The following is a 25047-nucleotide window of genomic DNA, read 5'->3' as shown; positions in this document are numbered from 1 at the left end:
ATGGCCGACACGCAATCCGAGATCATCATCGTCCGGCGGGTGGTCGAAGAGGCCCCCCCCCATCACGGGGGCGTCTGGAAGATCGCCCTGGCCGACTTCATGACCACCATGATGGCGCTGTTCCTGGTCCTGTGGCTGATCAAGGCCTCGAACGAGGAAACCAAGACCAGCATCGCGAACTACTTCAATCCGATCAGCCTGTCGGAGGCCCTGCCGGTCCGGAAGGGATTGAACGATCCGCAGCCCACCTCGACCGATACGACCGCGGGCGGCACGGCGGGCGAGGCCGGGGCGTCCCGGGACAAGGGCAGCAACCTGCCCCCGGGATCCGTCGCCCGGGAGCGTGAGCTGTTCCAGGACCCCTACGCCGTCCTGGCCAATCTCGCGGCCCAGGCCGATCCGGACAAGCCCCAGAGCGCCACGATCGGAGACCTCGGCGACGCCGGGCGGCGGGGCGGCGAGGTCCCGCGCGATCCCTTCGACCCGCTATACTGGCAGATCACCACCCTCTCGCCCGCAAGGACGGACCGGTCGGCGCCCACGGGGATCACGCCGCCGCCGGCCCAATCCAAGCCCGACGCGCGGATTGCCAGCGCGCCGGAGAGCCGGAAGGCCGACATCAAGCCGGGCGATGCCGGTCCGGAAGAGGCCAAGGACGGTGAGATCAAGGGCGACCCGGCCAGGGGCGCGGGCGGAAAGGCCGGGGATGCCGGTGCGGACAAGCCCGGTTCGCCCCGCGGGGAGACTGCGGCGGCTCAGTCCGCGCTGAGGGCCGACATCGCCAAGATCTTTCCGCCCTCGGCGCCCGGTCCCCGCGTCGACGTCCAGGGGACCCCGGACGGGATCCTGATCAACGTGACGGACGACCTGAATTTCAGCATGTTCGCGGTGGGCTCCGCCGAGCCGCGTCCGGAGATGGTGCGCGCCATGGCGCGCATCGCCTCGGCGCTCGCCACGCGGCCGGGCCGGATCATCGTCCGCGGCCACACGGACAGCCGCCCGTTCCGATCGGAGGTCTACGACAATTGGCGGCTCTCGACGGCGCGCGCCCACATGGCGGCCTACATGCTGACCCGGGCTGGCCTCGACGAGGGACGGATCTGGCGGGTCGAGGGGGCGGCCGAGCGGTCGCCGCGCAACGCCGCGGATCCGAAGGCGCCCGAGAACCGGCGCATCGAGATCCTCCTGCAGGGGTCTCCGGGATGAGGTGGTTCCTGCCCGGCATTCTCAGCCTGCTCGCCGCGGGCCCCGCAGGGCCGGTCGCCGCCGAGCCCGCTCCCGCGACGGTATCGCCTCCACAGGCGACCCCGCAGGCGGCGCAGCCGGTCACGGCCGCACCCGCCGGCCCGATGCCACCCGCCGGCCCGATGCCACCCGCGACACCGGGCGCCACGCCGCAGCCCCGGATCGGCGACCCGGTCGCGTGGGTGCGCACCCTGCAGCTCCTGCAGGATCGGGTCGCCGCGGGCTCCCTGTCCGCCCACGCGAGCCAGCCCATGGTGATCGCCCGGATCAACGCGGATCTGCAGAATGCGGGCCCGGATGTCTGGGCCGATCCGCGCAATGTCCGGGCCGCGATCGTCTTCGCCCTGAGTGGCGGCGGTCCGGCGATCCTGCGGCACCTGACCACCCAGGGCAGCCTCGGCAATCCCGAGGCGACCCTCGCGCGGGGGGCGCTCGCCTACGTGGAAGGGCGCGAGGCCGAGGCGACCCGCCTACTCCGGGACATCGACCTGGCGGCCCTGCCGCTGACGCTGGCCGGCGCGATCGGCCTCACGCAGGCCTCGCTCACCGTGACGGAGAACCCGGTTCGGGCGGTCGCCCTCCTCGATCGGGTCCGGCTGCTGCTCCCGGGAACGCTGACCGAGGAGGGGGCCCTGCGCCGCGAAATCTTCACCCTGGGGCAGATCGGCGACCTGAGGAAGTTCGAGACCCTGGCGATCCAGTATCTGCGCCGCTTCCCGCACTCGATCTATGCGGGCAATTTCCGCCAGCGCCTCGCCTTTCAGCTGATGCGGTTCGACGTCGGCCAGGACGCGGACCGCTTGGCGACGCTCAACAGGATCCTGGCCGAGCTCGGCTCGGAGAGCCGGAGGGACATGTACCTCCTGATCGCCCGGACGGCGATCCAGGCGGGCAAGACGGCCTCGGCGCTCGTGGCCACCGACAAGGCTCTCGCGCTCTGCGCGCCCGGGAGCCTGGAAGCGACGCAGGCCCGGCTCTATCGGGCCGCTGCCGAGATCGTGACCCTCGCGACGTTCCGGTCCGGGTTGCGCACCTTGAGAAGCCTCGACCGGGCCATGCTGCCGGCCCGCGACGCCGTCCTGCTCGACACCGCGCTGGCCACGGCCGACGCGATCGGACGGGGGCTCACCGGCCAGCCCGGTCCGAGCGAGACCGAGGCCGCGTCGAAACCGGGGCAGGCCGCCGCGGATGCCGACGGACCCGCCAGCCTGATCCCCAAGGCCCAAGCCATGATCGACCAGGTCGATCTGCTCCTCCGGAAGGCCAGCCCGTGACCCCGATCTCCGCCACGGTCCAGAAATCCGCCCCGCGCGCCGATCGGGACATCGCGTCGCCCCAACCGGAGGCCGACCATCCGAATCCGCCGGGTGCGGAGCGGAGGCGCGACTTCGGAGCCGTCCTGCGCGAAGCCTCGGACCCATCGGCGGCATCCCGGGCCGGCGCGACGCAGGGTGGACCGGCGGCCGCCGACGCGCCGACCGGGCAGGCCGGCTCGGTGGAGGCGGGCGCGACACCCGCACCGACCCCAGTCGATCCCGCCGCGGCGCTGCTCGCCCACCTTCTGAACACCGCCCTGCCGGCGGTCGCCGCGGGGGCACCGGCGTCCCCCCTCGCGACGGTCGCCGCGGCTGACGGCACGCCGATTGCCGGCGGGCCGGATGCGCCGGTCCGCGACGGCGCGTCCGCGACGGCTGCCACGGCTGGATCCGCTCCGTTCCGCAGCACCGGAGCCCTCGCGGCGAACGCCCGCCCGGGCACCCAGCCGGCGGTCGCGGAGGAGGGGGCCACGCTCCGCGGCGCGCCCAAGATCGCGGTGCTCGACCGCGCGGTCCACTTCAAGCCCATCGTGACCGACGGGGCGGCACCCGAACCCGCGAGGCCCGATCCCGCGGCGCCGGCCACCGCGCAAACCGTCACGCCTCAGCCTCTCCGGCCCGCCGTGCCGGAACTGGTTGCCGCGGCGGCGAAGACCGCGGCCAAGATCCGGATCGTGCCTCAGCCGGAGCCCGTCCCCGCTGTCGCCGCTTCGGCCTCCGCGCAGGGTCCCGATACGACAAGCCTCACCGCGCATGAGGACAGTCGGGCGATCACGGGAATCGCCAGGACCGTCCTGGATCCCGAGGGCCGCACCGATCCGGAGCGCAGCTCCGGACCGGTGGCCCAGGAGGGTGCGGGCGCCAGTCTGCCGGCCGGAACCGTCACGACGATCGCGGCCGCCATCAGGGACACGGTCGACCGTGTCGCCGAAGCGGCTCCCGCAGCCCGGGTCCAGGCCGATCCTCCGGTGCGCGCCGCCCCGGACGGGCCCCTGCGCACGCTCAGGATCCAGCTGAGACCGGAGGATCTCGGGACCGTCACGGTGGAGCTGCGCCTCACCAACGGTCAACTCGAGACGCATCTGCGCGCCTCGCGGCCCGAGACGGCCGCGCTCCTGCACAGGGACTCGGCGATCCTGACGGACTTGCTGAAGCAGGCTCATTTCCAGGCGGAGGTGACCGTCGGGCAGGCCCGCCCGGGCGACGGGGGCGCGCCCTCCGGGGGCTCCTCCGCGCAGGGGCAGCCCTTCAGCCACGGCGGTGCCCGGCCGGACCCGGGAGGCGAACGGCAGCGGCAGGCGGAGCAGCACCGGCAGGCCGCCGTCAGGGGCGATGGGGAGCGGACAGATGAGACGGTACGTTCTCGCGACGGCGGCGTTTATCTCTAGCGCCGTCCCGTCCGCAGCGAATGTCTGCGAAGCCGAGATGGGACGGGCGTCCGCGCGCTACGGCGTTCCGCTCGGGGTGCTCTACGCGGTCGGCCTGACCGAGACGGGCAAGCGCGGCTCGCTCCAGCCCTACGCCATGAACATCGCGGGCGCGGCCTATTTCGGGTCCGATCTGCGCGACGTGGTGGTGCATTTCACGGAGGCGCGCCGCAGGGGCGTGCGCCTGATCGATCTGGGCTGCATGCAGATCAACCACCACTACCATGGCGGCAAGTTCGGTTCGCTCGAGGCCATGATCGATCCGCGCGCGAACGTCGAGTACGCCACACAATTCCTCAAGGAACTGAAGCAGCGGGAGGGGAGCTGGACGCTGGCCGTGGCGCGCTACCATGCCGGCCCGCACAACAACGCCGCGCAGAAAGTCTACATCTGCCGGGTCATGGCCAACATGGTCGCGACCGGTTTCGGCCAGTGGACCCCGGGCGCCAAGCAGTTCTGCCGCTGAGGCCGCGCCTCGGCCCAAGCCCGTCCGGGCCGCTCACGCCCGTACCATCATGCCCGCACACGCACGCCCCACGCTTCGGCGACCGCGAAGGGGAGCTGGAGGTTGGCTTCGCACATGATGGCGAAGGTCGCGCGGTAGACGTTCATCAGGGACCAGACGTCGAGTCGGTGGTACGCATTGAGGGGCACGCGGAACCGCTCCTGCCCGCCGCCCCGTCGTGGCCGGGTGAAACGACGGCACAGGACCAACACGCCGGGACGGATCGGGTTCTGCGGCGACGCTGTCGCGGCGAGAGGGAGCCGGTTCATCGGCACGGCGAGAAAAATCTGCGGTGGAAACGAGGCGAAAGACTGATGTCGCACGCTCATTTCGGCCTATGAACTGATGACACCGCGAACAGGATTTTAGACACCATCGCTTTATCATAGCCGGAGCAGCACCATGGGCGATCCGCCGGACCCGCGGGATGGTCACTCGGCCAGGACCGTCCTGCTGATCGCGCTCACCCTCGCGGCCATCGCGGTCTCCACCTACACGCTGATCCGGATGGATTAGCCTGGCTCGGACCGCGGATCGGCCCCGCGCGATCCCGGGCCGCCGAGCGCGCCCCGTGACGGCCAGGACCCTATCGGCCGCATCGAGGGATCACACGCCCCGGCAGGTCCCGTAGCTGACCTTGATCTCGCTGCGGTCCTCGGGATTGAGCTGCGCCTCGACGAAGTTCATCTTGGTCAGATCGATCAGCAGGAAGTAGACGCCGTTCTGGCACTTGATCGCGTTGCGGGGCGTGCGCTCGTTCAGGCGCGGCGACGCGGTCTGACACTCGTAATAATCGGAGCGTCCCGCGGAGATCACGGTCAGCAGGCCGCCGCTGGAGACCAGGGAAAAGGTCCGGGCCTTGTGCGGCTTCGCCGCCTCCGGGGCCGCGATGGGGTCGAGGCCGACCGACACCGCCTCCGTACAGGCCATGGGACGGCGCAGCTGGGAAGCCGACGGCGTGATGCTCAGCAAGAGGAGCGCACCAGCGAGCGCTACCCGGTTCGCGATCATCGGCGGCACATCCGTGATTCGTGGGTAGTTTCTACCGGCAAGCTAGGCCGGCGTCCGCGGGTGTAAATGACGCATGTTCGGTTGGTCGCACTGATCAACAGATATGCCTCGGCGTTCGACATCCATTTAGTGACGAAATGGGTCGATCCGGTCGCTCCGAAGGCTTCCGTGCAGGTCCGGCCGCCGGCGGCGGTGACCTGATCGGCCCCGGCACGGCGACGGATGTTCAGAGGTCGCTGGCGTCGGGCTCGTTCGGATTGTCATTGTCCGCGGAAGCCGCCTCCCGCCGCGCCGCGATCTCCACGCCGATCTCCGTCAGCAGCAACCGCGACAGGAGTTGCATCGCCGGCGTACCGTACGTGACCGCGAGCCGGTGCGCGCGGATGGCTGCGTCCGCCAAGCGGTCAAACCCCTCGTCGTCGGGCATGGCGCCGCGAAACCCCGATATCAGTCCAGCAGCATACAACCTTAAGGATAGGTCTGGGTTCAATGGACGCGCGCAGAAACACGTGCTCGACGCGGCGCCTCGGTCAAGCCGGTCGGCCCACGGCCATCGGTGCGCGGACGGCTCCGGCACAGGGGAAGGCAGCCCATCACAGGCTCGGTCGCGGCCGTGGGAACGCGCGTGCCGCGCTCCGGAGCGACTCTATGGCGCGGCCGGGACGGGAGCGGCCGCGAAGGTCGGCCCGACGGGCGAGGGCGAAGTCGCGCGCTCGATCCTGGCCGAGCGGGCGTCGCGCTTCTCGTAGAAGGCGTTGCCGCCGGCCACCGCCACGTAGTGCATGTTGGTGTAGGGGAAGCGATGCCCGGCGGTGTGGAAGTACATCGCCTTTCCGACCTTCGGGTGCCGCTCGCCCGCCAGGACGGCGTCGGCGGCATCCGCGACCTTCTGGAGGTCCTTGTCCTGCATCGGCTTGGTCAGGACCCCCGAGGCGAACTGCCCGGGCTGCCCCACCACCGCGCAGATCCCGCCGGGGAAGATCGCGTTCTCGAGCCGGTTCATGACCACGGTCCCGACGGCGACCAGCCCGTCCGGGTCGCTCCGGTTCGATTCGAAGTACATCGCACGGCCGAGGCAGTCGCGCTCGGCATCGGTGACGACCAGCGGCGGCTTGTGGCCGGGGATCGATCCTGTCGTGAGCACCGGCGCGCCCGTGTTGCAGCCCCCCAGGCTCCAGACCGCCGCCATGACGGTCAGAACAGGAACACTCTTCGTCCGCGCGCTACCCTGCATGCATGCCTGCTCCGTGCTCCCTCAGCCTCGCGGCGGCTCCGAAGTCCGCTGCGGCACCGCGCCTCGACAGGGCGACGGCCGAGCTTGACCGTACGTTCGCGGCGAGGATGTGGCGGCAGCCCGAACGGTTCGGGTCCACCCGGCCGCCCGGGCAGCCGCGGGACCGTCGGGGCGAGCCCAGGTCGAGGGGCGACCCCGCCGCGGCTTCGTCGGCGGCGCGGGCGCCGGACGCGGCATCCGCGCCGCCGGACCGGATCGCCTCCACCGGTCACCGGCCGCTCTGGGCCTGCCGCTCGCGGGCGCCGCCGACCGGGGCCGGGATCAGTGCTGGCCCTGACCGGCGGCCAGGATGGTCACGCCCACGGCGATCACCGCGATGCCCACCAGCATCGTCGGGCTCACCGCCTCGCCGTACAGCCACGCTCCGCCGATGGCCGCGCCGATCATGCCGACGCCCGACCAGATCGCGTAGACGACGCCGATCGGCAGCATGTCCATGCTGGTCGACATCAGCCACAGGGCGGTGCCGTATCCCACTGCCACGATTAGGGTCGGTCCCGGCCGCGTGAGACCGTCGGCGGCCTTGAGGGCCAGGGTGGCGGCAACCTCGGCGCCGATGGCGAGTCCAAGGATGAGGAACGGATTCATGGCACAGGCCCCCTCGGGTTGAGCAAGCGTCGTGAGATGGCCGGAGGATGGTGTAGAGATCTGCGTCGAAGCGGGCATCCCGACAGACGAAGCCGGCATCCTCCGGCGCAGGTCTGCTTCGAATCGACCGCACGATGGGGACGGTCGCCGCGCGACAACGCTGCACGGAATCCATGAACATTTCGAAATCTTCGTCGCCGTCCCCAGCCGGCGTGGTTCAACCCGGTCGCCCCGGGGCCGATCCGAGGGGGTTCGTTAAGGCCTCCCGCCCATGGTGGGGGCCGGACGGCGCAAGCGGCACGGCCGGCGCGTCCGCAACCGTCACGACCCAGAGCGACACAGAGCCTTCATGAGCCCGTCCTCCGCGATCTCGGAGCCTCCGGGCCGGACGCACCACGGTCGCCGCTGGGGCCGCCGCTGGGGCCTGGCCGCGGCGGCCGGCGTCGTGGCGGCGGGCGGCGCCTGGGCCGCCACCGCCCTGATCAACGTTCCCGATCCCGTCACCCTCACGGCGCTCGCGGTGATCGAGCCTTCGGCGGTGGGCCCGTGGTTCCCCAGCCGGGTCGTCCAGGCCCCCGCGCAGGCGAGCGACCTGCCGGTCCGGCCCCGCCCGATCCTCGACCGGGTCGCCTGGAAGGGGCGGACGGTCCCGCTCGCGACGGTGCTGGAGGCGACCCACACCAACGCCTTCCTGATCCTGCAGGACGGCGTCCTGGTCCACGAATGGCAGCGCCCCGGCACGGGCCCGGCGACCCTGTTCCCCTCCTGGTCGGTGGCGAAGTCGATCGTGTCGCTGCTGGTGGGCGCGGCGGTCTCGCGCGGCGCGCTCGCCGAGACCGACCGCGTCTCCGCCCTGCTGCCCGACCTGAAGAACAACGCGGTCTTCAGCCAGATCACCGTCCGCAACCTCCTCGACATGGCGAGCGGGATCGCCGTGCCGGAGAACTACGATCCCCGGCATCCCCTGACCGGTACCGCCGGGATGTACCTGACCCGGGACATCGAGGGCTTCGTGCGCGACAACGCGCACCTGTCGTTCAAGCCGGGCAGCCGGGGCCGCTACCGCAGCATCGACACCGAGTTGCTCGGCCTGATCCTCGCCCGCGTCGAGGGCAGGCCGCTGGCCGCCATCCTCTCGGAGCGGATCTGGAAGCCCATGGGCGCGCAGGCCGACGCCACCTGGAACCTCGACCGGGCCGGCGGCGTCGAGAAGGCGTTCTGCTGCATCAACGCGACGGCCCGGGACTTCGCCCGCCTCGGCCTGCTCGTGGCCGACCAGGGCCGGGAGGGGCCGAACCGCATCATCCCGGCTCGCTGGATCGCGCGGATTCTGACGCCGGCCCGGCGCGACGTCGAAGGCTGGCAATACTCGGCCCAGTGGTGGCACGCGCCGGGGGGCGACGACGGCGACATCTCGGCGATCGGCGTCTACGGGCAGTACATCTACGTCAACCGGGAGACCGGCACGGTGATCGTGAAGCTCAGCGACCACGGGGCCGAGCAGGACGAGATCGACACGCTCTCGGTGATGCAGGCCATCGCGGCCGATCTCGCCGCAGCCCGCAGGGTGCCCTGACCGGCCGCGCCCCGCGAGCCGGAAGCCCGGCATCGCGCGTCCGGTCGGGCCCCCGCCAAACCCGTTCACGCGCCTTTGGGGCCGGCATCCGTCAGGGACGAGCGCCGCGTGATCTGGTTCAGCCGGACGAGGGCGCGGGCCCGCCAGTTGCGGGCGAGCCGCCAGCCGACGCGCTTCCACGGGATTGACGGCACCGGCGAGACAGGATCGACGAGGGCGCTGAGCGCCCGCGTGTAGTCCAGCACCAAACCCGGGGTCCAGGTCATGGACCGGGCGCCGCCGCGCAGGAAGGCCGCCGCCCAGAATTCCGGGGTGGTCAGCGCCAGGGCGAGCGTCCGCCAGGGATGGCCGCCGCGGCTGAACGCGCCCTCGACGGCGACGTCCAGCGGGCGGGCGACGGTGGTCGAGCAGTTGCGGCTGATGAAGTTGTAGGTGGTGTCCTGGCGGTAGGCCGCCCAGAAATCCCGCAGCCGCGCCGCGTCGATGCCGCTGAGCGTGACCGCGACCGTCGCCTCGCACCAATCGGCGGCCTCGTAGGCGTGGGACGGCAGGAACCGGCCGGGGACGTCGTTCTCGTGGCCGGCGCGTAGGCTCGACCGCAAGTTGTCGGGTGAGCGATCGATCTCCACGGCCGGATAGTGACTGATGTAGAGGTCGCCCCCCTGCTCGAGGGCGGCGTGGCCGGTGGAGTACCGCCCCGCCTTGTCGACGGAGGCCACGTAGCGGCGGATCAGCCGCTGGCTGGCGGGCGTGGTGGCCTGTCCGGTCGGAGTCCAGACATGGACCGTCAGGCTGTCGGACCCTGCGGGCGCCTCCAGCCCGGGCGCCGCCTGGAGGCGCCGCGTGCGCAGGCCGACCAGCGCGAGGTTGGCGCCGGTCAAGATCAGGAACATGCCGATGCAGTAGCCCACCGTGCCGGCGTACCAGGTCGGCCACGGCTGGAGGTGAAACAGCCCGAAGGCGACGCTGAGCGCGCCCAGCGCCACCGAGATCCGCCACCCCGAGAACTTCAGCAGGCCCGCGACCGTGATCCGGATGACGCCGTCGACCGTGAAGGCGATGCCGAAGATCATGGCGAGCAGGAAGGTGCTGTGCCGCGTGGCCACGAGGATCAGGACGGCCATGATCGTCAGGAGCCCCCCCTTGAGGAGGCGCAGGCGGCGCGCGGCCCCCAGGGCGGAGGCGCCGACGGCCAGCGAACCCGCTCCCTCGGCGAGCAGGATCAGCCCGAACCACCGCTCCGGGACGTGGAGCGCCCCGTCGAGGGAATCGATCATGACCGTGAGGCCGAGGAGCGACCATACCAGGCCGGTCGCCAGGATCAGGTGCCAGTGCCGGCGGACCGCCGCACGGCCCACGAGCAGCAGCCAGAGGGGCGCCATCCGGCCGCCGACCCCGTCGGTGCCGCCCGGCCCCGGCGAAGCCAGAGCCGAGAGGGAGCGCGGAAGTGACGTCGCACACGGTCCGGACATAGGGGTCGCTCTCGAAAGCGCGGCGAACAGCCTCCCGTACAACATCCGTCGCGCACGCAGGACCGAAGAGAACGCGCGGTGATCGGACGTCGAGCGAGGCGCTCCGGGCGCAAGATCCATGACTTGCCTGAGGACTTTGTTAATCGACTTGCGGTCAGCGGACCGGCACGTGCGTTCCGGGAGCCGATAACCTTAACGAAGTCTGAGGTTTTGCCGCGCAGCCGTGCTGGGCGGATCGTCGTGAGTTCGGATGACAGCCCGGATGACGGCCCGGATGACGGTGCTGGGCCGGACACTCGCGCGTCCATCCAGGCCGGATAATGAATAATATACAAGCCCGCAGGCCGCGCGGAAATTGTCCTCTCGAGAGGCAGGCATTTTCATGATCAATTCGAAATTTGATAATCCTCTGAATACGACCGATAGAAGTCGTATTCACATATGACACCGAAGACAGTGTTAAAGATCTTGTCTTTGAAGATCCAGAACTTCATCCTGGACCGGCACGCGAGGACGGCACGAACCGTCGCAAGGCGGGGCGGCCGCAAACCTTAACGCCTCCCAGGGGGCATTAACGGGCGATGGCGACCGGTCTGTCGGCAACACCAGCGTTGATTCGCGCGCTCACGGACGGTCATCACAGGACCATTCGAAGTCATTGTCCGGATGATCCCGAATGCTCGAGGCAGGTGAGCAATGTCTGTCTCAAACGCTTTGACAAAACAACCTCATGTTTATGGATAAGATCACAAACTGATCAAACTAATCTTTAAGTAAACCCTAGACTTTTGGTACCAATTTTGTACTGTTGGGTGCCAATGTTGGCCAAACCGAAAATCTCTGGAACACATGGAGGGCCGGAAAATCCTTAGACATTTCGCGGTCGCGAAATCGTCCAGATCTTGGTCTTTTTTACAGTACTGGGGGGTCTATGAACACTATCGATTTGCATGAAAAATCCGCAGATCTGAATACGGATCTGATCAAGTGCACGGCATCTCTGGTTGCCGCTTATGTATCGCGGAACGCGGTGGGGGTGGGGGACCTGCCGATCCTGATCGATCAGGTCCACACGGCGATCTCGGTCCTGCAGAATGGGGCGTCCGGCTCCGGCCCGGGCTGGACCGGTCCGACGGCCGCACAGATCGAAGCCTCGATCCAGCAGGACGGGCTGATCAGCTTCATCGACGGCCGGCCCTACAAGACCCTGAAGCGCCACCTCACGGCGCACGGGCTCACCCCCGAGCGCTACCGGGCCAAGTACGGCCTGCCGGCCGACTACCCGATGGTCGCGCCCGGCTACGCCGCCAAGCGCTCGCAGATCGCCAAGGCGATCCAGCTCGGCCACAAGGCCGCCTGAGCGGCGCGCGGCCAGTCCGCCCCCGGCGGGCGTCCGGGGCTCGGAGCCTTGGTCGCCGGGCCGGCTCCGCGACGGTCCCGCGACAGGCTCCGCAGGCCCGGGCCGATACGGCACCGCCGGCCACGGAAAAGCGGAATCCCGGCCCTGCATCCGGTTCGGCCTGAGGGGGCGACCGGACCGGATGCGCGCCGCCCGAAATCCGGCGGCGGCGGCCTCAGTTCCGGGCGACCGCCAGGGTTCCGTCGTCCATGGCCACGAAGCGGATACCGGCCTTGCGCAGCGCCTCGACGGCGTGGAGGCGCGATCGGCTTCCCCGATGCTCGCTGTCCTCCTCCAGCCGCCGCACCGTGGAGTGTGACAGCCCGCTCGCCTGAGCCAAGTCCATCATCGACCAGTCGAGCAGCGCCCGGGCGGCACGCAGGTGCGGGCCGGTGACGCATTGTTCGAGCCCGGCATGAAGGGCGGCCGGCAGGCGCGCCCCGGTCCGCACCGGGTATTTGAGGCCGCACCGGCCGAGATACGTGCCCTCCGGATCCCAGACCGGCATCGTGAGGATCCGGAAATGCCAGAGCTCGCCGTTGGCGAGGCGCTCGTGGGCGATGCCCTGGAAGAACGTCCGCCGCTCGATCTGCTCCCCCGCCATCGCCTGGAACGCCTTGCGCTCCTCCGGGACGATGAGGAGGTAGGGATCGATGCAGATCTCCTCGAGGGGGAGGCCGTGGACCTGGGCCACCTCGAAGGGCAGGTCGCGGACGAGGTCGAGGCCGACCGAGAAGGTGGTGATGCGCTCGGTCAGGTAGAGCGCCCCCCGTCGCCGCCGCTCTTCGTGCCGCACCTGAGCGAGTTGCTCGCGATCGCTCACGTCCAGCGCCATGCCGCTCACGGCAACGGGCCGGCCATCGGCCGAGAAGCGCACCTCCATCGTCAGGGACAGGGTGCGCAGGGTGCCGTTCGGCCGAATCACCCGGGCGCTCACCTCCCGCGGCACGTGGCCCTGCCGAACATCGGCGAGCGCGGGCATCCGGTGCCGGTCCTCCGGGTGGATCAGGGACAGCAGCAGATCGTAGTTCGCCCTGGCGGCATTCGGGACCAGCCCGAGCAGACGATAGAAGCCCGGCGACCAGGTCTGCTCCCCGCCAGCGAACGCCCAGCTCCAGGCACCGCTTACCCCCCGGCCCTCGGTGATCGTCAGGAATTCCCCCGAAGAAAACGTGAGCGCGCTTAAAGCAGAATGAAACATGACCGAACGACCTGTTTCGTCTCATCGACGATCATCAGCGATTTCGCATCCGACCGTCAACGGATGTAAACCGTGAACAATTTCAAAAAAACTCCCGGTCGCGGTTTCGTTCGATCGCGATACGCATTGCAGAGCATCCATGTCTTTGAAGCAGCCCGATCGTCCGCAGCCATCGCCCAGACGATCGCCCAGCCTTCACGCCGGGAGGCCTCGCCACGGTCGGCTGCTCCACCTCGCTCCGGCCGCGAAACGAATCCCGCGACAGTCGCCCGTGAGAGAGGCTGCCTGACGCCACACTCAATGAACAGTTTCCCATCTATTGCACGGGGTATAAAAATTCAGATCGCGAATGAAGGATTAATACTTATAGATTACGCCTTGATCTATTCCGTATTATCAATGTATACTTCAATGATCGTTGGCATATGATCGGACGATGACTTCAATAATGACACAACCCAACCCGAAAACTGGTTTTCCAACAGCGATCCGCGCATGCGGGGAGGAGACGCGTTCGGCGGAGGCTATGCGCGCGGAGGCCTCCCGCGCAGGCCCGTCGCGGGCCTCGGGCACGATCCTCCGCCGACCGGAGATTGACAGGCCGGGCCGAACGGTGCGGGGAACGGGACAGCCACCGGGGGGAACCGCATGAAGGTCGCCTGCATCGGCGAGTGCATGATCGAGCTGTCGGAGCGCCCCGACGGGAGCCTCGTCCGCGGCTTCGGCGGCGACACGCTCAACACCGCCCTCTACCTCGCCCGCCTCGGGGTCGCGGTCGATTACGTGACGGCGCTCGGCGACGACGTCTGGAGCGACGAGATGGCGGCAGCCTGGGGTCACGAGGGCATCGGCCTCGACCGGGTCCGCAGGATGCCGGGCCGGATGCCGGGCCTCTACATCATCCGCACCGACCCGACCGGCGAGCGCAGCTTCCACTACTGGCGCGACCGCGCCGCGGCCCGGGACCTGTTCACCGGGCCGGGCGCCGCCGAGACCCGGGCCGCCCTCGAAACCTACGATCTCGTCTACGTCTCGGGCATCAGCCTCTCCCTCTACGGCGAGGCCGGGCGCGCCGCCCTGGCGGAGACCCTGGCGGCCCTGCGCGCCCGGGGGGGACGGGTCGCCTTCGACACCAACTTTCGGCCCAGCGGCTGGCCCGACCGCGGCGCGGCGCAAGCGGCCTTCCGCGCGGCGCTGGCGCTGGCCGACCTGATTTTCGCCTCGGCGGAGGATCTGGACTGGCTCTTCGGCGCGGCGGGCGAGGACGCGGTGCTGCGCCACCGTGGCCGGGCCGAGATCGTGCTCAAGGTTCCGGGCGAATCGGGGCCCGTCGCCCGGGTGCTGCACGGGGACGCCGATTCGCCCGTTCCGGCCGCTCCGGTGGCGCGGGTCGTCGACACGACCGCCGCCGGCGACAGCTTCGCGGCGGGCTACATCGCCGCGCGCACCGCCGGGTTGGCCCCCGAGGCCGCCGCCGCCGAGGCCCACCGTCTCGCCGGGGCGGTGATCGGGCATCGCGGCGCGGTGATTCCCCGGGACGCGATGCCGGCGCCCGCCCCCCGGCCGGCCGGTTCGGGCGCCTGAGGACGGGCGGGCTCCGGGCACGCGGCCACCCTTGAGACGGACAAGCGCAACCGCTACCTCTCCCTTTGGGGAATGGCCCCTGCAGCAGGATCGCCGCGCGTGGCGCGGCCGAGAGGGCACCCGTGGCGCCGAGTCCCCCGCCGATCCAGGTTCCCGAGCCCGATGCCTCCGCTTCGGGCGGCGCCCCGAAGACGCGGGTCAGCGCACGCGGGCGGCTGCGCACCTACTTCCTCACCGGCATCATCGTGGCCGGACCGCTGGCGATCACCGCCTACATCACGTGGTGGTTCATCGCGCTGATCGATTCCTTCGTGAAGCCGCTCGTGCCGGCGAGCTACCTCCCGGATCATTACCTGCCGTTCTCGATCCCGGGGCTGGGCCTCGTCATCGCGTTCCTGGCGGTGACGCTGCTCGGCTTCCTCACGGCGAACCTCGTCGGCCGCTCGGTCATCGAGTTCGGGGAGGTGCTGCTGGCTCGTACCCCGGTGATCTCCGGGCTCTACAAGGGCCTGCGCCAGATCTTCGAGACGCTGTTCTCGGCCAACGGCACCTCGTTCCGCACGGTCGGGCTGGTGGAATTCCCCGTGAAGGGCACGTGGTCGGTGGTGTTCCTGTCCGCCCCCGCGGCACCCGACATCGAGGGGGCGCTGCGGGCCCGGGGCGCCGCCGCCGCCGACCTCGTCGGCGTCTTCCTGCCTTGCGCACCCAATCCCACCACGGGCTTCTTCTTCTACCTGCCCCGCGCCGAGGTGGTGGAACTCCACATCAGCGTCGACGACGCGGCCAAACTGGTGATGTCGGCGGGGGTGATCCAGCCGGAGGATCCGCAGGGCCGGCTCAATGCCATGGCGGCCTCCCTGCGGGCGGCCCAGCAGGCGGGGGGCCCGGCGCCGCAGCGGGAGCCCCAGGACGCGTAGGGCGGCCCGGCCGGCGACCGGCAGGCGGGCCCAGTTCATCCTCCAGCGCGTCCCGAGGCGCCGCGCAGCGGCGTCGATGGGTGTCCCACAGGTCCCGAGGGCGGCTGGAGGGATCCGTCGCGGCTGCTCCCGCGGTCCGGCACCGCGGGTGAGTCCTCGGGTCGGCTGAACACCGTCCGTGCCGATCCGACCCGCGACCGGGAACGATGATCGGCCACGAAAAAGGCCGTCCCGCGGCACGGGACGGCCCTGCTGGATGCTGCGATACGCCGAGGCTGCTCAGCGCTGCAGCGAGGCCGTCTGCGGCGCCAGGGTCGGGGGGGTCGCCTGCGCCACCGTCACGGCGCTGCGGGGGGTCGTCAGGCCCCAGCCGGCGGCGCATTGCAGGGTGAGGGCGAGGCCCAGCGCGATGCAGAGCCCGTTGGCGGCCAGCCAGAAGGGCCGGGCTGCCCGGCGCACGGCGGCCTGCAACTCGTCCGCGGTCCTGCCCGCCACCTCGGCGGCGCGATCCGAGATCGGCAACAGCCAGGGCTCGTTCGGCAGGGCTTGGATGCCGGCCATCTCGTGGGAGCCCGGCAGGTTTTGGAACAGTCCGTTCGACATGTCCGTCCTCCAGATTCGTCCGTGATGTCCCGGCTTACCGGGCCATTCGTTCATCTCCAGTTAAGGGAAGAATGTGGCTGATGCAAGGTCACGAAACCTGTCCGCAACCCGCCGGGCCGTCCGGCGGGCGCCGTCAAGCTTCCGCAGCGTCCCGCCAAGTCTCTGAAATCGCTGCCGTTTGCGGAGCGCCTGTGACATTGCCGCATCGGACTACTGATCCGGCCGATCGGAGACGCTGCCGGACCCGGCCGTTCATGAACGCCGGCCTTTCCTGAACGACACCGTTCAGGAACGCCGGGGTTTCCTGAACGGTGCCGTTCATCCCGCGCCGATCAGCCGGATCGCGGCCTCGCGCTCGAACAGGTAGAGCAGCACCCGCAGCGCCTGCCCGCGCGCGCTCTTCAGCCCGGGATCGCGCTCGACGATCATCCGGGCGTCGTCGCGGGCCGCTTCCAGCAGGGCACCGTCGCTCTCCAGCCGCGCCAGCCGGAAGGCGGCCAGCCCCGATTGCCGCGTGCCGAGCACCTCGCCCTCGCCGCGCAGCTTCAGGTCGGCCTCAGCGATGCGGAAGCCGTCCTCGCTCTCGCGCATCATCTCCAGTCGCGCCCGCGATACCTGCCCGAGGGGTCCCCGGTAGAGCAGCAGGCACGAGGAGGCCCTGGAGCCACGCCCGACCCGGCCCCGGAGCTGGTGCAGCTGCGCCAGCCCGAAGCGCTCCGCGTGCTCGATCACCATGATGGTGGCCTCGGGCACGTCGACCCCGACCTCCACCACCGTTGTGGAGACCAGCAGCTTTGTGTCGCCGGCCGCGAAGCGCGCCATGGCCGCGTCCTTCTCGGGCCCCGGCATCTTGCCGTGGATCAGCCCGACCGCGTCGCCGAAATGCTGCTTCAGGTCGTCGAACCGCTCGGCCGCGGCGGCGAGGTCGATGAACTCGGATTCCTCCACCAGCGGGCAGATCCAGTAGACCCGCTCGCCCCCGGCGATCGCCCGGGCGAGGCCCGCCACCACCTCGTCGATCCGCTCGGTCGGGAGCGTGATCGTGCGGATCGGCTGCCGGCCCGCGGGCTTCTCGTCGAGGATCGACACGTCCATGTCGCCGAAGAAGGTCAGCGCCAGGGTGCGGGGGATCGGCGTCGCGGTCATGACCAGGAAGTCCACCGCCTCGCCCTTGGCGCCGAGCGCGAGGCGCTGGTGCACGCCGAACCGGTGCTGCTCGTCCACCACCGCGAGGCCGAGATCGCGGAAGGTCACCGCCTCCTGGAACAGGGCGTGGGTGCCGACGAGGATGTCGATCTCGCCCGCGGCGAGGTCGGCGAGGGTGTTCTTGCGCTCCGCGGCCCGGTCGCGGCCGGTCATCAGGCGCAGGCGCAGGCCGCCGGCCAGGGGCTGAAGCCTCTCGAAATGCTGGCGCGCCAGGATCTCGGTGGGCGCCATCAGCGCCGCCTGCCGCCCGGCCTCGACCGCGGATGCCGTGGCGAGCAGCGCCACCGCGGTCTTGCCGGAGCCGACGTCGCCCTGGAGCAGGCGCAGCATCCGGCGCGGAGCCGCGAGGTCGGCGCGGATCTCCGCCACGGCCCGGGCCTGGGCGCCGGTCAGCGCGAAGGGGAGGGCGGCCTCGATGCGGGCGCTCAGGGCGCCGTCGCCGGCATTGACCCGGCCGGCCTTGCGCCGCTGGCGGGCGCGCAGGAGCGCCAGGGCCAGCTGCGAGGCCAGGAGCTCGTCGTAGGCCAAGCGCCGCCGGGACGGCGTCGCGGGCGGCGCCTGGAGCGGGTCCTCGGCCTTGGGGGGCGCCTCCTCGGGGCGGTGCTCCAGGCGGAGCGCGTCCGCGAAGGCGGGGAGGCGGTTCTTCTCCAGCCACGCCGGATCCTGCCATTCCGGCAGAGTCGGCAGGCGGTCGAGGGCGGAGACCGCGAGCTTGTTGATCGCCCGCGAGGTCAGGCCCTCGGTGGCACCGTAGACGGGCTCGACGGCGGGCAGCGCGGCCAGACCCGCCTCGTCCACGATCCGGGACGGGTGGACCATCTGGCGGGTGCCGTCCCAGAGGTCGATGCGGCCGGTGATGTAGCGGTGCGCGCCGAGCGGCAGCATCTTCTCCACGCGGGCCCGGGGCATGCCGAAGAAGACCAGGGAGATGTCGCCGGAGGCATCCTCCACCCGCACCCGGTGCGGGCGCCGGCCCGGTCCGATCTGGGCCGGGCGATGCTCGACCACGGTGACGCCGAGGGTCACCGGCCCCCCCGTAGGCGCCTCGCTGACCGAGCCCATGAGCTTCCGCGCAACGCCGCCCTGGGGCAGGTGGAACAGCAGGTCGACCACCCGGGCCTCGCGCTCGGGGGTGCCGAGCAGCTTCTCGATGAGCGGCGCCATCTTCGGCCCGATCCCCGGCAGGGACCGGGCCGGCGCGAAGAGCGGATCGAGGATGCTGGGGCGCAGGATCGGCGGGGCCGCCTCGGGCGCGCGGGCACCCGACCCATCCGGCGCCTCTAGCGCTTCGGGGTCCTTCAAGGCCGGGTCCTGAGGAGCGCGTGCATCTGTCATGGGGGTTCGGCGGACATGGTGCCGGAGGCGCCTTATCATCCGGTGCATCCCGGCGCGCCAGTGCGTCGTGGTGGAGACCGAGGTGGAAGACCGATTCCCATGGCGCGCGACTTCCTGCCGGGTTTCGACCGGCACCGGATCGAGACCGCCCCCGGCGTGACGATCCACGCCCGCTCGGCCGGGTCCGGGCCGCCAGTGCTTCTGCTGCACGGCCACCCGCAGACCCTGTCCACGTGGCTCCACGTCGCCCCGCGCCTGGCCGGGAGCCGGACGGTCGTGGCCTTGGACCTGCGCGGCTACGGCGATTCGTCCAAGCCCCCGGGCGGAGAGCGGCACGAAGGCTACGCCAAGCGCGCCATGGCGGCCGACGCGGTGGCGGTGATGCGGGCGCTCGGACACGGCCGCTTCGCCGTGGTGGGCCACGACCGGGGCGGGCGCGTCGCCCACCGGCTCGCCCTGGACCATCCCCAGTCCGTCGAGCGGATCGCCCTGTTCGACATCGCCCCCACCGCGACCATGTACGCGCGGACCGACAAGGCCTTCGCGACCCGCTACTTCTGGTGGTTCTTCTTCATCCAGCCCCATCCCCTGCCGGAGACGCTGATCGGAGCCGATCCGGGCTATTTCCTGCGCCACCATGTCGAGGGCCAGTCGAAGACCCCCGGATCGACACCGCCGGACCTCTTCGCCGAGTACCTGCGCTGCTATTCGGACCCCGCCTGCCGCCACGCGATCTGCGAGGATTACCGGGCGGCAGCGGGGATCGACCTGGAGCACGATGCCGCCGATGCGCAGGCGCGCGTCACGGCGCCGCTCCTGGCCCTCTGGGGGGCGAGGGGCACGGTCGGCCAGACCTACGACGTGCTGGAGACGTGGCGCGAGAAGGCCACCGCCGTCTCGGGCCGGGCGCTCGATTGCGGCCACACCCTCCAGGAGGAGCGGCCGGACGAGGTCCTGTCCGAGCTGGCGGCGTTCCTGGGCTGACGGTCTGCGGCACCGTGGCAACGGGCCGCCGGACTTGGCAGGCCCGGTGGAAGGCGCAGATACGGTGATCCGCCGGGCTCGCCCCCTGCGTCCCCGGTTGACGGATTGGGCACCGCCGTGCTCGCGAGCGGGGCGAGGCGCCGACGGGCGGCCGCATCGGCCGACGATTACAGCCGGGATCCTATGGAAGCCCCGGCGCCAGACTTTGCCAAGCGGGACGCCTCAATCGTGCAGGACACCCTAACCGACGACGCCACCCCACGCTTCGACGTCGCCGTGGTCGGGGCCGGGGCCGCGGGCCTCGCCGCAGCCCTGGCCATCGCCCGGGAGGGGATCGCGACGGCGCTGGTCGGCCGCCACGCCCCCGTGGCGGACGGGCGGACCGTGGCGCTCCTCGACGGCTCGGTGCGCTTCCTGGCGGCGCTCGGCGCCTGGGAGGCGGTGGCGCCGCACGCGAGTCCGCTCTGCACCCTGCAGATCATCGACGACACCGGCAGCCTGTTCCGGCCACCGCCGGTGCGCTTCCAGGCCGCCGAGATCGGCCTCGACGCCTTCGGGTGGAACGTCGAGAGCGCGCGCTTGGTCGAGAGTCTGCGCGCCCGCGCCCGGGTCCAGGCGAACCTGACCCTGGTCGAGGCCGATTCCACCGCCGCCGTACCGGGGGAGGCGGTCACCCGCATCGCCCTGGCGGAGGGCGGCGCGGTCGCGGCGCGGCTGGTCGTGGGCGCCGACGGGGGACGCTCCCCGCTCCGCGCCGCGAGCGGCGTGCGCGTCCGCGACTGGACCTATCCGCAGAGCGCGATCACCACGATCCTGGCCCATGACCGCCCGCACCGGGACGTCTCGACGGAGTTCCACACCCGGTCGGGCCCGTTCACCCTGGTGCCCCTTCCGGGCGGCCACCGCTCCAGCCTGGTCTGGGTGACCGGGGAGGGCGCGGCCCGGAGGCTGGCCGCCCTCGACGATGCCGCCCTGGGGCAGGCGGTGGAGCGGCAGGCCCGGGCGATGCTCGGTGCCATGCGGGTCGACGGCCCCCGCGGCCTCGTGCCCATGCGCGGGCTCGCGGTGGCGAGCCCCGTGGCGCAGCGGCTGGCGCTGATCGGCGAGGCGGCCCATGTGTTCCCGCCGATCGGCGCACAGGGGCTGAATCTCGGCCTGCGCGACGCCGCGACCTTGCGCGACGTGGTGCTGGACGCCGCCCGGGACGGCCGCGATCCGGGTGCCCGCCCGGTGCTCGACGCCTATGCCCGCGCTCGCCGGGTCGACACGGCGGCGCGCACCGCCGCGGTGGACCTCCTCAACCGCAGCCTGCTGACCGACCTGATGCCGGTGGACGCGCTCCGCGGGCTCGGCCTGCTGGTGATGGGGCAGCTCGGGCCGCTGCGGCGGCTGGTGATGCGGGAGGGCGTGGTGCCGCGGCTCGGCGCGCCGGAGCTGATGCGCGGGACGCGCTGACGGGCTCGCGCCCGACCGGTATGCGCGCGCTTCGATGAACGCGTCCGGCGTGTCGTGGAGCCGATGATCCCGGCGCGCGGAGCGAGCGTCCGCTCAGAGATCCGGCTGAGCGGCCACGTAGGCGCCGAGGCGGGTGGCGAGGTCGACCGGGCCGCCGAAGCGGGCTCCGCCCGAATCGCCGATCAGGATGACGGGAATGCCGCTGTCGCGAAGCTGGGAGCGCAGGCGGGCGGCCCGGCGGGCATAGGCGGGATCGCGGCGCGTTGGAGCCTGGAGCAGCACCGCGGCGGGACGGGCGATCACGGCCAGCACATCGTCCGCCGCCTCCATCGAGGCGGTGACACTCGCGTAGCCCAGGTTGGCAAGCTCGCCCGATAGGGACCGGTCCACGGCGCGAACGCCGTCGTCGACCACGAGCACTTGTTGCAGCGCACCCATGAGCTTGAGCGGTACTCCATCCGGCACAGCTTGGAAAGGTAGCCGTGACTACAATCCGTTGCAGAACCCGCGAGGGGGCGGTTCGGATCCGTCGAGCCGTGTGCAGATGCGAGATTATACGGTACGCCTGAGCGTGGGATGAACCGCGGATCGGCGGACGTTCAGCCGGCCGCGTTATCGGGGTCCCCCTGCGCGAGGAGGACGGGGCGGCCCGTCTCGCGCCACGTATCCGCGTCCGGCTCGGGCACGTCGCCGCGGTGCAGCGGTGCCACCGCGCAGGCGGGACCACGATAGGCCAGGCTTCCGTCGGCGCCGCGGGCGAGGGCCAGAAGGGCGCGGGGGAGGGGGGCCCGGTCCGGGAAGGCCAGGGTCGCGGCGAGGTCGCGCAGGCCGGGGCGGGTGATCACGGCCTCCTCGCCGAGAGTGAGCGAGTCGAGTCGCTGCGGTGCCGCGAAGCCGGGGGTGGCCCGCAGGTGCGCTGGCGCCCGGTGGACCACGTTGAGGGCGCGCACGGTCCAGGGCAGGGGCAGCGCGGCGAGCGCCGGCTCGATCCGGGCGGGCGCGACGAGTCGGGTCGGCACCGGCCGCAGCAGGGCGGCGCGGAAGCCCGCCTCGTCGAAGGGAATCACCGTCTCGAGGCCGGCGCCCACCGTCAGCGCGGCGCCGAGGCCGGTCACGAGGCCGCGCAGATCGTGGGCCGGCAGCAGCGTCAGGATCCGCTCGTCTGCGGTCAGCGGCAGGGCATCGAGATGCGCCGCGATGGCGGCCGCGAGCGCGGCCGCGGGTCGGTAGACGGGCCGATCCGGCTCGCCGCCCTCGAACGTCACGAGGCCGAGGCTCGGGCCCGGCGCGGCCACGCCGCGCTCCAGGGCCATCGCATCGAGGCTGATCACGCCGTCCGGCACGCCGGGGCCGAACGCGGCGAGGTAGCGCAGGTTGAACTGGCGCATGGCCGCCCGGGTGAGATTCTCCGCGGGCCGGCGCTCGCCCCGGCGCCCCTCCGTCAACACGCCGACGAGCCCGGCGGTCTCGATCCCGGCCGCGAGCTGCTCGTCATCCCAGGACGCCGGCATCGCACAGGGCAGGTGGCCGGCTGTCTCGACGGCGAGGTGGGCCAGCGCCGCTTCGGCGCCCCCGGAGAACCACAGGCCGATCCGGCTGCCGGCCGGCAGGCGCCATCCGCCGATGCCGCGGGCGAGCCGGCCGACGATCTCTGCGGCGGCCGCGTAGGTCCAGACGATCGGCGGACGCCCGCACCAGCCGGCCCGGTCGCCCGAATCACGCAGGGCCGTGCGCTGCGGGGCGGCGTGCGCCGCCGCGAACAGGCAGGCGGCCAGCCCGCCACGCGGCCCCTCGGCCCGCGCGAACGCGTCCGCCGCGGCGTCGGCCGTCCTCTCCGCCACCGCGAACGCACTCAACCCGCCGCCCCCCACCGATATTGCAGATCCTGCGGCATGGTCGGCCGATTAGGGTTAACCGACCGCTAAGTCCGGCACGACCGCACGGACCGGCCCTGCGCCGACCGGGCGGCGGACCCCGCCCGTGCGGCTGCCGCAGGGCCTCAGCCGGGTCGATCACGCGCTCGTGCGACGCGGCGCTTGCGGACGGGCGGGCGCGGGCCTATCGGGGGCCGGCCGCGGCTTGGCGGGTGCTGACGTGCCCGCCAAGCCGCGGTGTCAAGCCGCGGTGTCATGCCTTCGCCGCATTCCAGGGGAAAGGCAGGCCGCCCGGTCAGGGCGGGAGATGCGCGCCTCCGGGCGCCGGTCCCGCTCCACGACCGGATCCGTTCATCCGGAGCTCCGGGAGGCACGCCATGGCGGCGCGCACCCGGTCGGTCCGGCGGACCTGCCGCCCGGCGGGCTCCGCATCCTGCCAGCCACACCACGTCTCTTCCAAGGGGTCAGAGCCGATGTCCTTCACCCGCTCCGCGACACGCGCGCGCGCTGCCCTCCTCGGCCTCGCCGGCCTCGGCCTCGCGGCCGCGCCGGCCCTGGCACAGCCGAAGAAGCCGGCCGCCGCACCGGCCCCGACCGCGCCGGCCCCGGCAGCGCCGGGCACCCCGGCGGCCAACACCCCGGCCGCCCAGACCGGTCCGCAGATCGTGACGGTCAAGTCCGAGCCGAGCCAGGCCGACTGGACCAAGGTGTGCGGCAAGGATCAGAACTCGGGCACAGACATCTGCTACACGACCCGCGACTTCGTGTCCGACCAGGGCCAGCCCGTGCTGGCCGTGGCGGTCTACGAGATGAAGAACGCCGCCCAGAAGCAGGACGTGCGGGTGATCCGCTACCTGCTGCCCCTCGGCCTCCTGCTGCAGCCCGGCATCCGCTTCAACGTCGACGGCCAGACCCCGACGGCCGGCCGCTTCGCGGTCTGCTTCCCGAACGGCTGCTTCGCCGAGGCCGGCGGCGTCGATGCCAGCGTCGTCGCGGGGATGAAGAAGGGCACGACCCTCAACGTCTCGGTCCAGAACCAGACCCAGCGTGAGGTCACCTTCGCGGTGCCGCTCGCCGGCTTCGGCAAGGCCTTCGACGGCCCGGCCGTGGACCCGAAGGTGCTCGAGGAGCAGCAGAAGAAGCTCCAGGCCGAGTTGGAGAAGCGCTCCGAGGACATGCGCAAGAAGCTCGAGCAGCAGGGTGGCGCCGCCGGCGGCACGGCTCCGGCGGCCGGCGGCGCGGCTCCGGCCGCGAAGTAAAACCGTTCCGCATCGGCCCGCCGCGAGCGGGCCGGCTTCAGGGGCCGGGCCGCGAGGTCCGGCCCCGCGCGTTCGCGGCGCCTGTCGGATCCCCGTCGGCCCCGGACCGGCAGCACGAACAGCACGCGCGGATCCTGATCCGGCAGGTGATCCCGGGCCTCCGGCAATGCGTGGCCAGTCCGGCCTGCGTCAGGCAGCAGGCCGCCCGGCAGGCGTTGCGGGATGCCGCCTCAAGGTTCGAGGAAGTGGACGCCGTTCACACCGGCGCGTCGCCGGGCGCGATCCGGACGTCGCGGCGTGGGGGGAACCTCTGCGGCCCGTGGACCTTCGCCGCGCCGCGCCACTGCCCCTCTCGGTCATGACCCCGGCATCCGGGAACAGGCCGGCCTTGATCAGTTCCCCCATCCGGGCGTGCCGATCCGCTTCGTGGCCGCGTCGATCGTGTCGACGGGCAAGGGGGTTCGGGGGCGGGCCGCGCGGGACGGCAGGCCCGTGGCCTCGCGCGCACCCACTACGGCGCGCGCCTCCCATTCCGGCGCTATCGGCCGGCCATCGACCGTGGCGGTGACGCCGACGTAGTTCGCCGTCCGCGGGATCGGGCCGCGCGAGGGTCGAGACGCGGAGCCCGCGTCCGTCGACCGGCGGCAGCGGGAAGGCGATCCGCACCGGACGCGGATCCCCCGCCGCGTTGCGGACCTGGTGAGATACGGTGATCCGGCCGCGGGCGATCGACAACTCCTCGCGCCAGCGCAATCCCGGGCCCGCGCGACGCGGCGCAGCCCCTGGCGCGGGCCGG

22 protein-coding genes are annotated in these 25047 nt (G+C 71.6%); 11 read left to right on the top strand and 11 right to left on the bottom strand.

Going from position 1 to position 25047, the window contains the following annotated elements; translation table 11 throughout:
• From MFF58_RS13410 to MFF58_RS13395, 4 genes are read left to right on the top strand one after another with little or no spacing between them, the layout of a single operon-like run.
• Positions 1-1206 (top strand): MotB family protein, encoded by a 1206-nt coding sequence (locus tag MFF58_RS13410; RefSeq protein WP_238288303.1) that lies wholly within the window; start codon positions 1-3, stop codon positions 1204-1206.
• Entirely contained in the window at positions 1203-2519 is a 1317-nt protein-coding gene (locus tag MFF58_RS13405; protein WP_238288301.1) for a chemotaxis protein, read from the top strand. The genes MFF58_RS13410 and MFF58_RS13405 overlap by 4 nt, the downstream gene beginning before the upstream one ends.
• Positions 2516-3949, top strand: a complete 1434-nt coding sequence (locus MFF58_RS13400) for a flagellar hook-length control protein FliK (RefSeq protein WP_238288299.1) — start codon at positions 2516-2518, stop codon at positions 3947-3949. The genes MFF58_RS13405 and MFF58_RS13400 overlap by 4 nt, the downstream gene beginning before the upstream one ends.
• Positions 3909-4454: a transglycosylase SLT domain-containing protein gene (locus MFF58_RS13395; RefSeq protein WP_238288297.1), complete on the top strand. Its 546-nt coding sequence runs from the start codon at positions 3909-3911 to the stop codon at positions 4452-4454. Before MFF58_RS13400 ends, MFF58_RS13395 begins: the two co-directional genes overlap by 41 nt.
• 47 nt (positions 4455-4501) lie before the next feature.
• Here MFF58_RS13395 and MFF58_RS13390 read toward each other — a convergent pair whose 3' ends face one another.
• The 5 genes from MFF58_RS13390 to MFF58_RS13370 all read right to left on the bottom strand — a co-directional run bounded on the left by MFF58_RS13390 (position 4502) and on the right by MFF58_RS13370 (position 7386).
• Entirely contained in the window at positions 4502-4642 is a 141-nt protein-coding gene (locus MFF58_RS13390; protein ID WP_238288295.1) for a hypothetical protein, read from the bottom strand.
• A 457-nt stretch (positions 4643-5099) separates the two neighbouring features.
• Positions 5100-5504 (bottom strand): hypothetical protein, encoded by a 405-nt coding sequence (locus MFF58_RS13385; RefSeq protein WP_238288294.1) that lies wholly within the window; start codon positions 5502-5504, stop codon positions 5100-5102.
• A gap of 226 nt (positions 5505-5730) precedes the next feature.
• Complete coding sequence (locus tag MFF58_RS13380) at positions 5731-5931, bottom strand: hypothetical protein (protein ID WP_238288293.1); 201 nt, start codon at positions 5929-5931, stop codon at positions 5731-5733.
• A 219-nt stretch (positions 5932-6150) separates the two neighbouring features.
• Positions 6151-6738: a cell wall hydrolase gene (locus MFF58_RS13375; protein ID WP_238288291.1), complete on the bottom strand. Its 588-nt coding sequence runs from the start codon at positions 6736-6738 to the stop codon at positions 6151-6153.
• Between the two features lie 321 nt (positions 6739-7059).
• Complete coding sequence (locus MFF58_RS13370; RefSeq protein ID WP_238288289.1) at positions 7060-7386, bottom strand: DMT family transporter; 327 nt, start codon at positions 7384-7386, stop codon at positions 7060-7062.
• 349 nt (positions 7387-7735) lie between these two features.
• Between MFF58_RS13370 and MFF58_RS13365 the strand changes: the two genes are divergently transcribed.
• Positions 7736-8962 carry a serine hydrolase domain-containing protein gene (locus MFF58_RS13365; protein ID WP_238288286.1) on the top strand — a complete coding sequence of 409 codons (1227 nt, stop codon included), beginning with the start codon at positions 7736-7738 and terminating at the stop codon, positions 8960-8962.
• Between the two features lie 65 nt (positions 8963-9027).
• Here MFF58_RS13365 and MFF58_RS13360 read toward each other — a convergent pair whose 3' ends face one another.
• Entirely contained in the window at positions 9028-10434 is a 1407-nt protein-coding gene (locus tag MFF58_RS13360; RefSeq protein WP_238288278.1) for an HdeD family acid-resistance protein, read from the bottom strand.
• A gap of 931 nt (positions 10435-11365) precedes the next feature.
• On the opposite strand from MFF58_RS13360, the gene MFF58_RS13355 reads away from it, so the two are divergent.
• A complete protein-coding gene (locus MFF58_RS13355) occupies positions 11366-11794 on the top strand; it encodes a Ros/MucR family transcriptional regulator (protein WP_238288269.1) in 429 nt (142 codons plus the stop codon).
• A gap of 214 nt (positions 11795-12008) precedes the next feature.
• Here the strand turns inward: MFF58_RS13355 and MFF58_RS13350 are convergent, their stop codons facing one another.
• A complete protein-coding gene (locus tag MFF58_RS13350; protein WP_238288267.1) occupies positions 12009-13034 on the bottom strand; it encodes a PAS domain-containing protein in 1026 nt (341 codons plus the stop codon).
• A gap of 648 nt (positions 13035-13682) precedes the next feature.
• On the opposite strand from MFF58_RS13350, the gene MFF58_RS13345 reads away from it, so the two are divergent.
• Both MFF58_RS13345 and MFF58_RS13340 read left to right on the top strand, forming a co-directional pair.
• On the top strand, positions 13683-14618 hold the full coding sequence (locus MFF58_RS13345; protein WP_238288258.1) for a sugar kinase: 936 nt from the start codon (positions 13683-13685) through the stop codon (positions 14616-14618).
• A 122-nt stretch (positions 14619-14740) separates the two neighbouring features.
• Positions 14741-15535, top strand: a complete 795-nt coding sequence (locus MFF58_RS13340; RefSeq protein WP_238288256.1) for a DUF502 domain-containing protein — start codon at positions 14741-14743, stop codon at positions 15533-15535.
• Between the two features lie 279 nt (positions 15536-15814).
• Here MFF58_RS13340 and MFF58_RS13335 read toward each other — a convergent pair whose 3' ends face one another.
• Complete coding sequence (locus tag MFF58_RS13335) at positions 15815-16138, bottom strand: hypothetical protein (protein WP_238288254.1); 324 nt, start codon at positions 16136-16138, stop codon at positions 15815-15817.
• A gap of 318 nt (positions 16139-16456) precedes the next feature.
• A complete protein-coding gene (gene recG, locus MFF58_RS13330) occupies positions 16457-18679 on the bottom strand; it encodes an ATP-dependent DNA helicase RecG (protein ID WP_238288252.1) in 2223 nt (740 codons plus the stop codon).
• A 99-nt stretch (positions 18680-18778) separates the two neighbouring features.
• On the opposite strand from recG, the gene MFF58_RS13325 reads away from it, so the two are divergent.
• Complete coding sequence (locus MFF58_RS13325; protein WP_238288250.1) at positions 18779-19663, top strand: alpha/beta hydrolase; 885 nt, start codon at positions 18779-18781, stop codon at positions 19661-19663.
• Between the two features lie 228 nt (positions 19664-19891).
• Positions 19892-21118 carry a UbiH/UbiF family hydroxylase gene (locus MFF58_RS13320; protein ID WP_238288227.1) on the top strand — a complete coding sequence of 409 codons (1227 nt, stop codon included), beginning with the start codon at positions 19892-19894 and terminating at the stop codon, positions 21116-21118.
• A gap of 93 nt (positions 21119-21211) precedes the next feature.
• Here the strand turns inward: MFF58_RS13320 and MFF58_RS13315 are convergent, their stop codons facing one another.
• Both MFF58_RS13315 and MFF58_RS13310 read right to left on the bottom strand, forming a co-directional pair.
• Positions 21212-21556, bottom strand: coding sequence for a hypothetical protein (locus tag MFF58_RS13315; protein WP_238288225.1), 345 nt, complete (start codon positions 21554-21556; stop codon positions 21212-21214).
• 161 nt (positions 21557-21717) lie between these two features.
• Entirely contained in the window at positions 21718-22959 is a 1242-nt protein-coding gene (locus tag MFF58_RS13310; RefSeq protein WP_238288223.1) for an acyl-CoA synthetase, read from the bottom strand.
• 506 nt (positions 22960-23465) lie between these two features.
• Between MFF58_RS13310 and MFF58_RS13305 the strand changes: the two genes are divergently transcribed.
• Positions 23466-24251: an invasion associated locus B family protein gene (locus tag MFF58_RS13305; protein ID WP_238288221.1), complete on the top strand. Its 786-nt coding sequence runs from the start codon at positions 23466-23468 to the stop codon at positions 24249-24251.
• Positions 24252-25047 lie beyond the last annotated feature (796 nt).

Source organism: Methylobacterium longum, assembly GCF_022179385.1.
Classification (GTDB): domain Bacteria; phylum Pseudomonadota; class Alphaproteobacteria; order Rhizobiales; family Beijerinckiaceae; genus Methylobacterium; species Methylobacterium longum.
The sequence above is the reverse complement of the archived record's forward strand: the minus strand, read 5'-3'. Positions and strand labels throughout refer to the sequence as shown.

Excerpts from the sequence above, each read along its gene's own strand:
- MFF58_RS13305 (WP_238288221.1), top strand. The coding sequence starts at position 23,466 with ATGTCCTTCACCCGCTCCGCGACACGCGCGCGCGCTGCCCTCCTCGGC.
- MFF58_RS13315 (WP_238288225.1), bottom strand. The coding sequence starts at position 21,556 with ATGGGTGCGCTGCAACAAGTGCTCGTGGTCGACGACGGCGTTCGCGCC.
- MFF58_RS13395 (WP_238288297.1), top strand. The coding sequence starts at position 3,909 with ATGAGACGGTACGTTCTCGCGACGGCGGCGTTTATCTCTAGCGCCGTC.
- MFF58_RS13350 (WP_238288267.1), bottom strand. The coding sequence starts at position 13,034 with ATGTTTCATTCTGCTTTAAGCGCGCTCACGTTTTCTTCGGGGGAATTC.
- MFF58_RS13370 (WP_238288289.1), bottom strand. The coding sequence starts at position 7,386 with ATGAATCCGTTCCTCATCCTTGGACTCGCCATCGGCGCCGAGGTTGCC.
- MFF58_RS13345 (WP_238288258.1), top strand. The coding sequence starts at position 13,683 with ATGAAGGTCGCCTGCATCGGCGAGTGCATGATCGAGCTGTCGGAGCGC.
- MFF58_RS13335 (WP_238288254.1), bottom strand. The coding sequence starts at position 16,138 with ATGTCGAACGGACTGTTCCAAAACCTGCCGGGCTCCCACGAGATGGCC.
- MFF58_RS13365 (WP_238288286.1), top strand. The coding sequence starts at position 7,736 with ATGAGCCCGTCCTCCGCGATCTCGGAGCCTCCGGGCCGGACGCACCAC.
- MFF58_RS13405 (WP_238288301.1), top strand. The coding sequence starts at position 1,203 with ATGAGGTGGTTCCTGCCCGGCATTCTCAGCCTGCTCGCCGCGGGCCCC.
- MFF58_RS13380 (WP_238288293.1), bottom strand. The coding sequence starts at position 5,931 with ATGCCCGACGACGAGGGGTTTGACCGCTTGGCGGACGCAGCCATCCGC.
- recG (WP_238288252.1), bottom strand. The coding sequence starts at position 18,679 with ATGACAGATGCACGCGCTCCTCAGGACCCGGCCTTGAAGGACCCCGAA.
- MFF58_RS13355 (WP_238288269.1), top strand. The coding sequence starts at position 11,366 with ATGAACACTATCGATTTGCATGAAAAATCCGCAGATCTGAATACGGAT.
- MFF58_RS13325 (WP_238288250.1), top strand. The coding sequence starts at position 18,779 with ATGGCGCGCGACTTCCTGCCGGGTTTCGACCGGCACCGGATCGAGACC.
- MFF58_RS13410 (WP_238288303.1), top strand. The coding sequence starts at position 1 with ATGGCCGACACGCAATCCGAGATCATCATCGTCCGGCGGGTGGTCGAA.
- MFF58_RS13375 (WP_238288291.1), bottom strand. The coding sequence starts at position 6,738 with ATGCAGGGTAGCGCGCGGACGAAGAGTGTTCCTGTTCTGACCGTCATG.
- MFF58_RS13360 (WP_238288278.1), bottom strand. The coding sequence starts at position 10,434 with ATGTCCGGACCGTGTGCGACGTCACTTCCGCGCTCCCTCTCGGCTCTG.
- MFF58_RS13385 (WP_238288294.1), bottom strand. The coding sequence starts at position 5,504 with ATGATCGCGAACCGGGTAGCGCTCGCTGGTGCGCTCCTCTTGCTGAGC.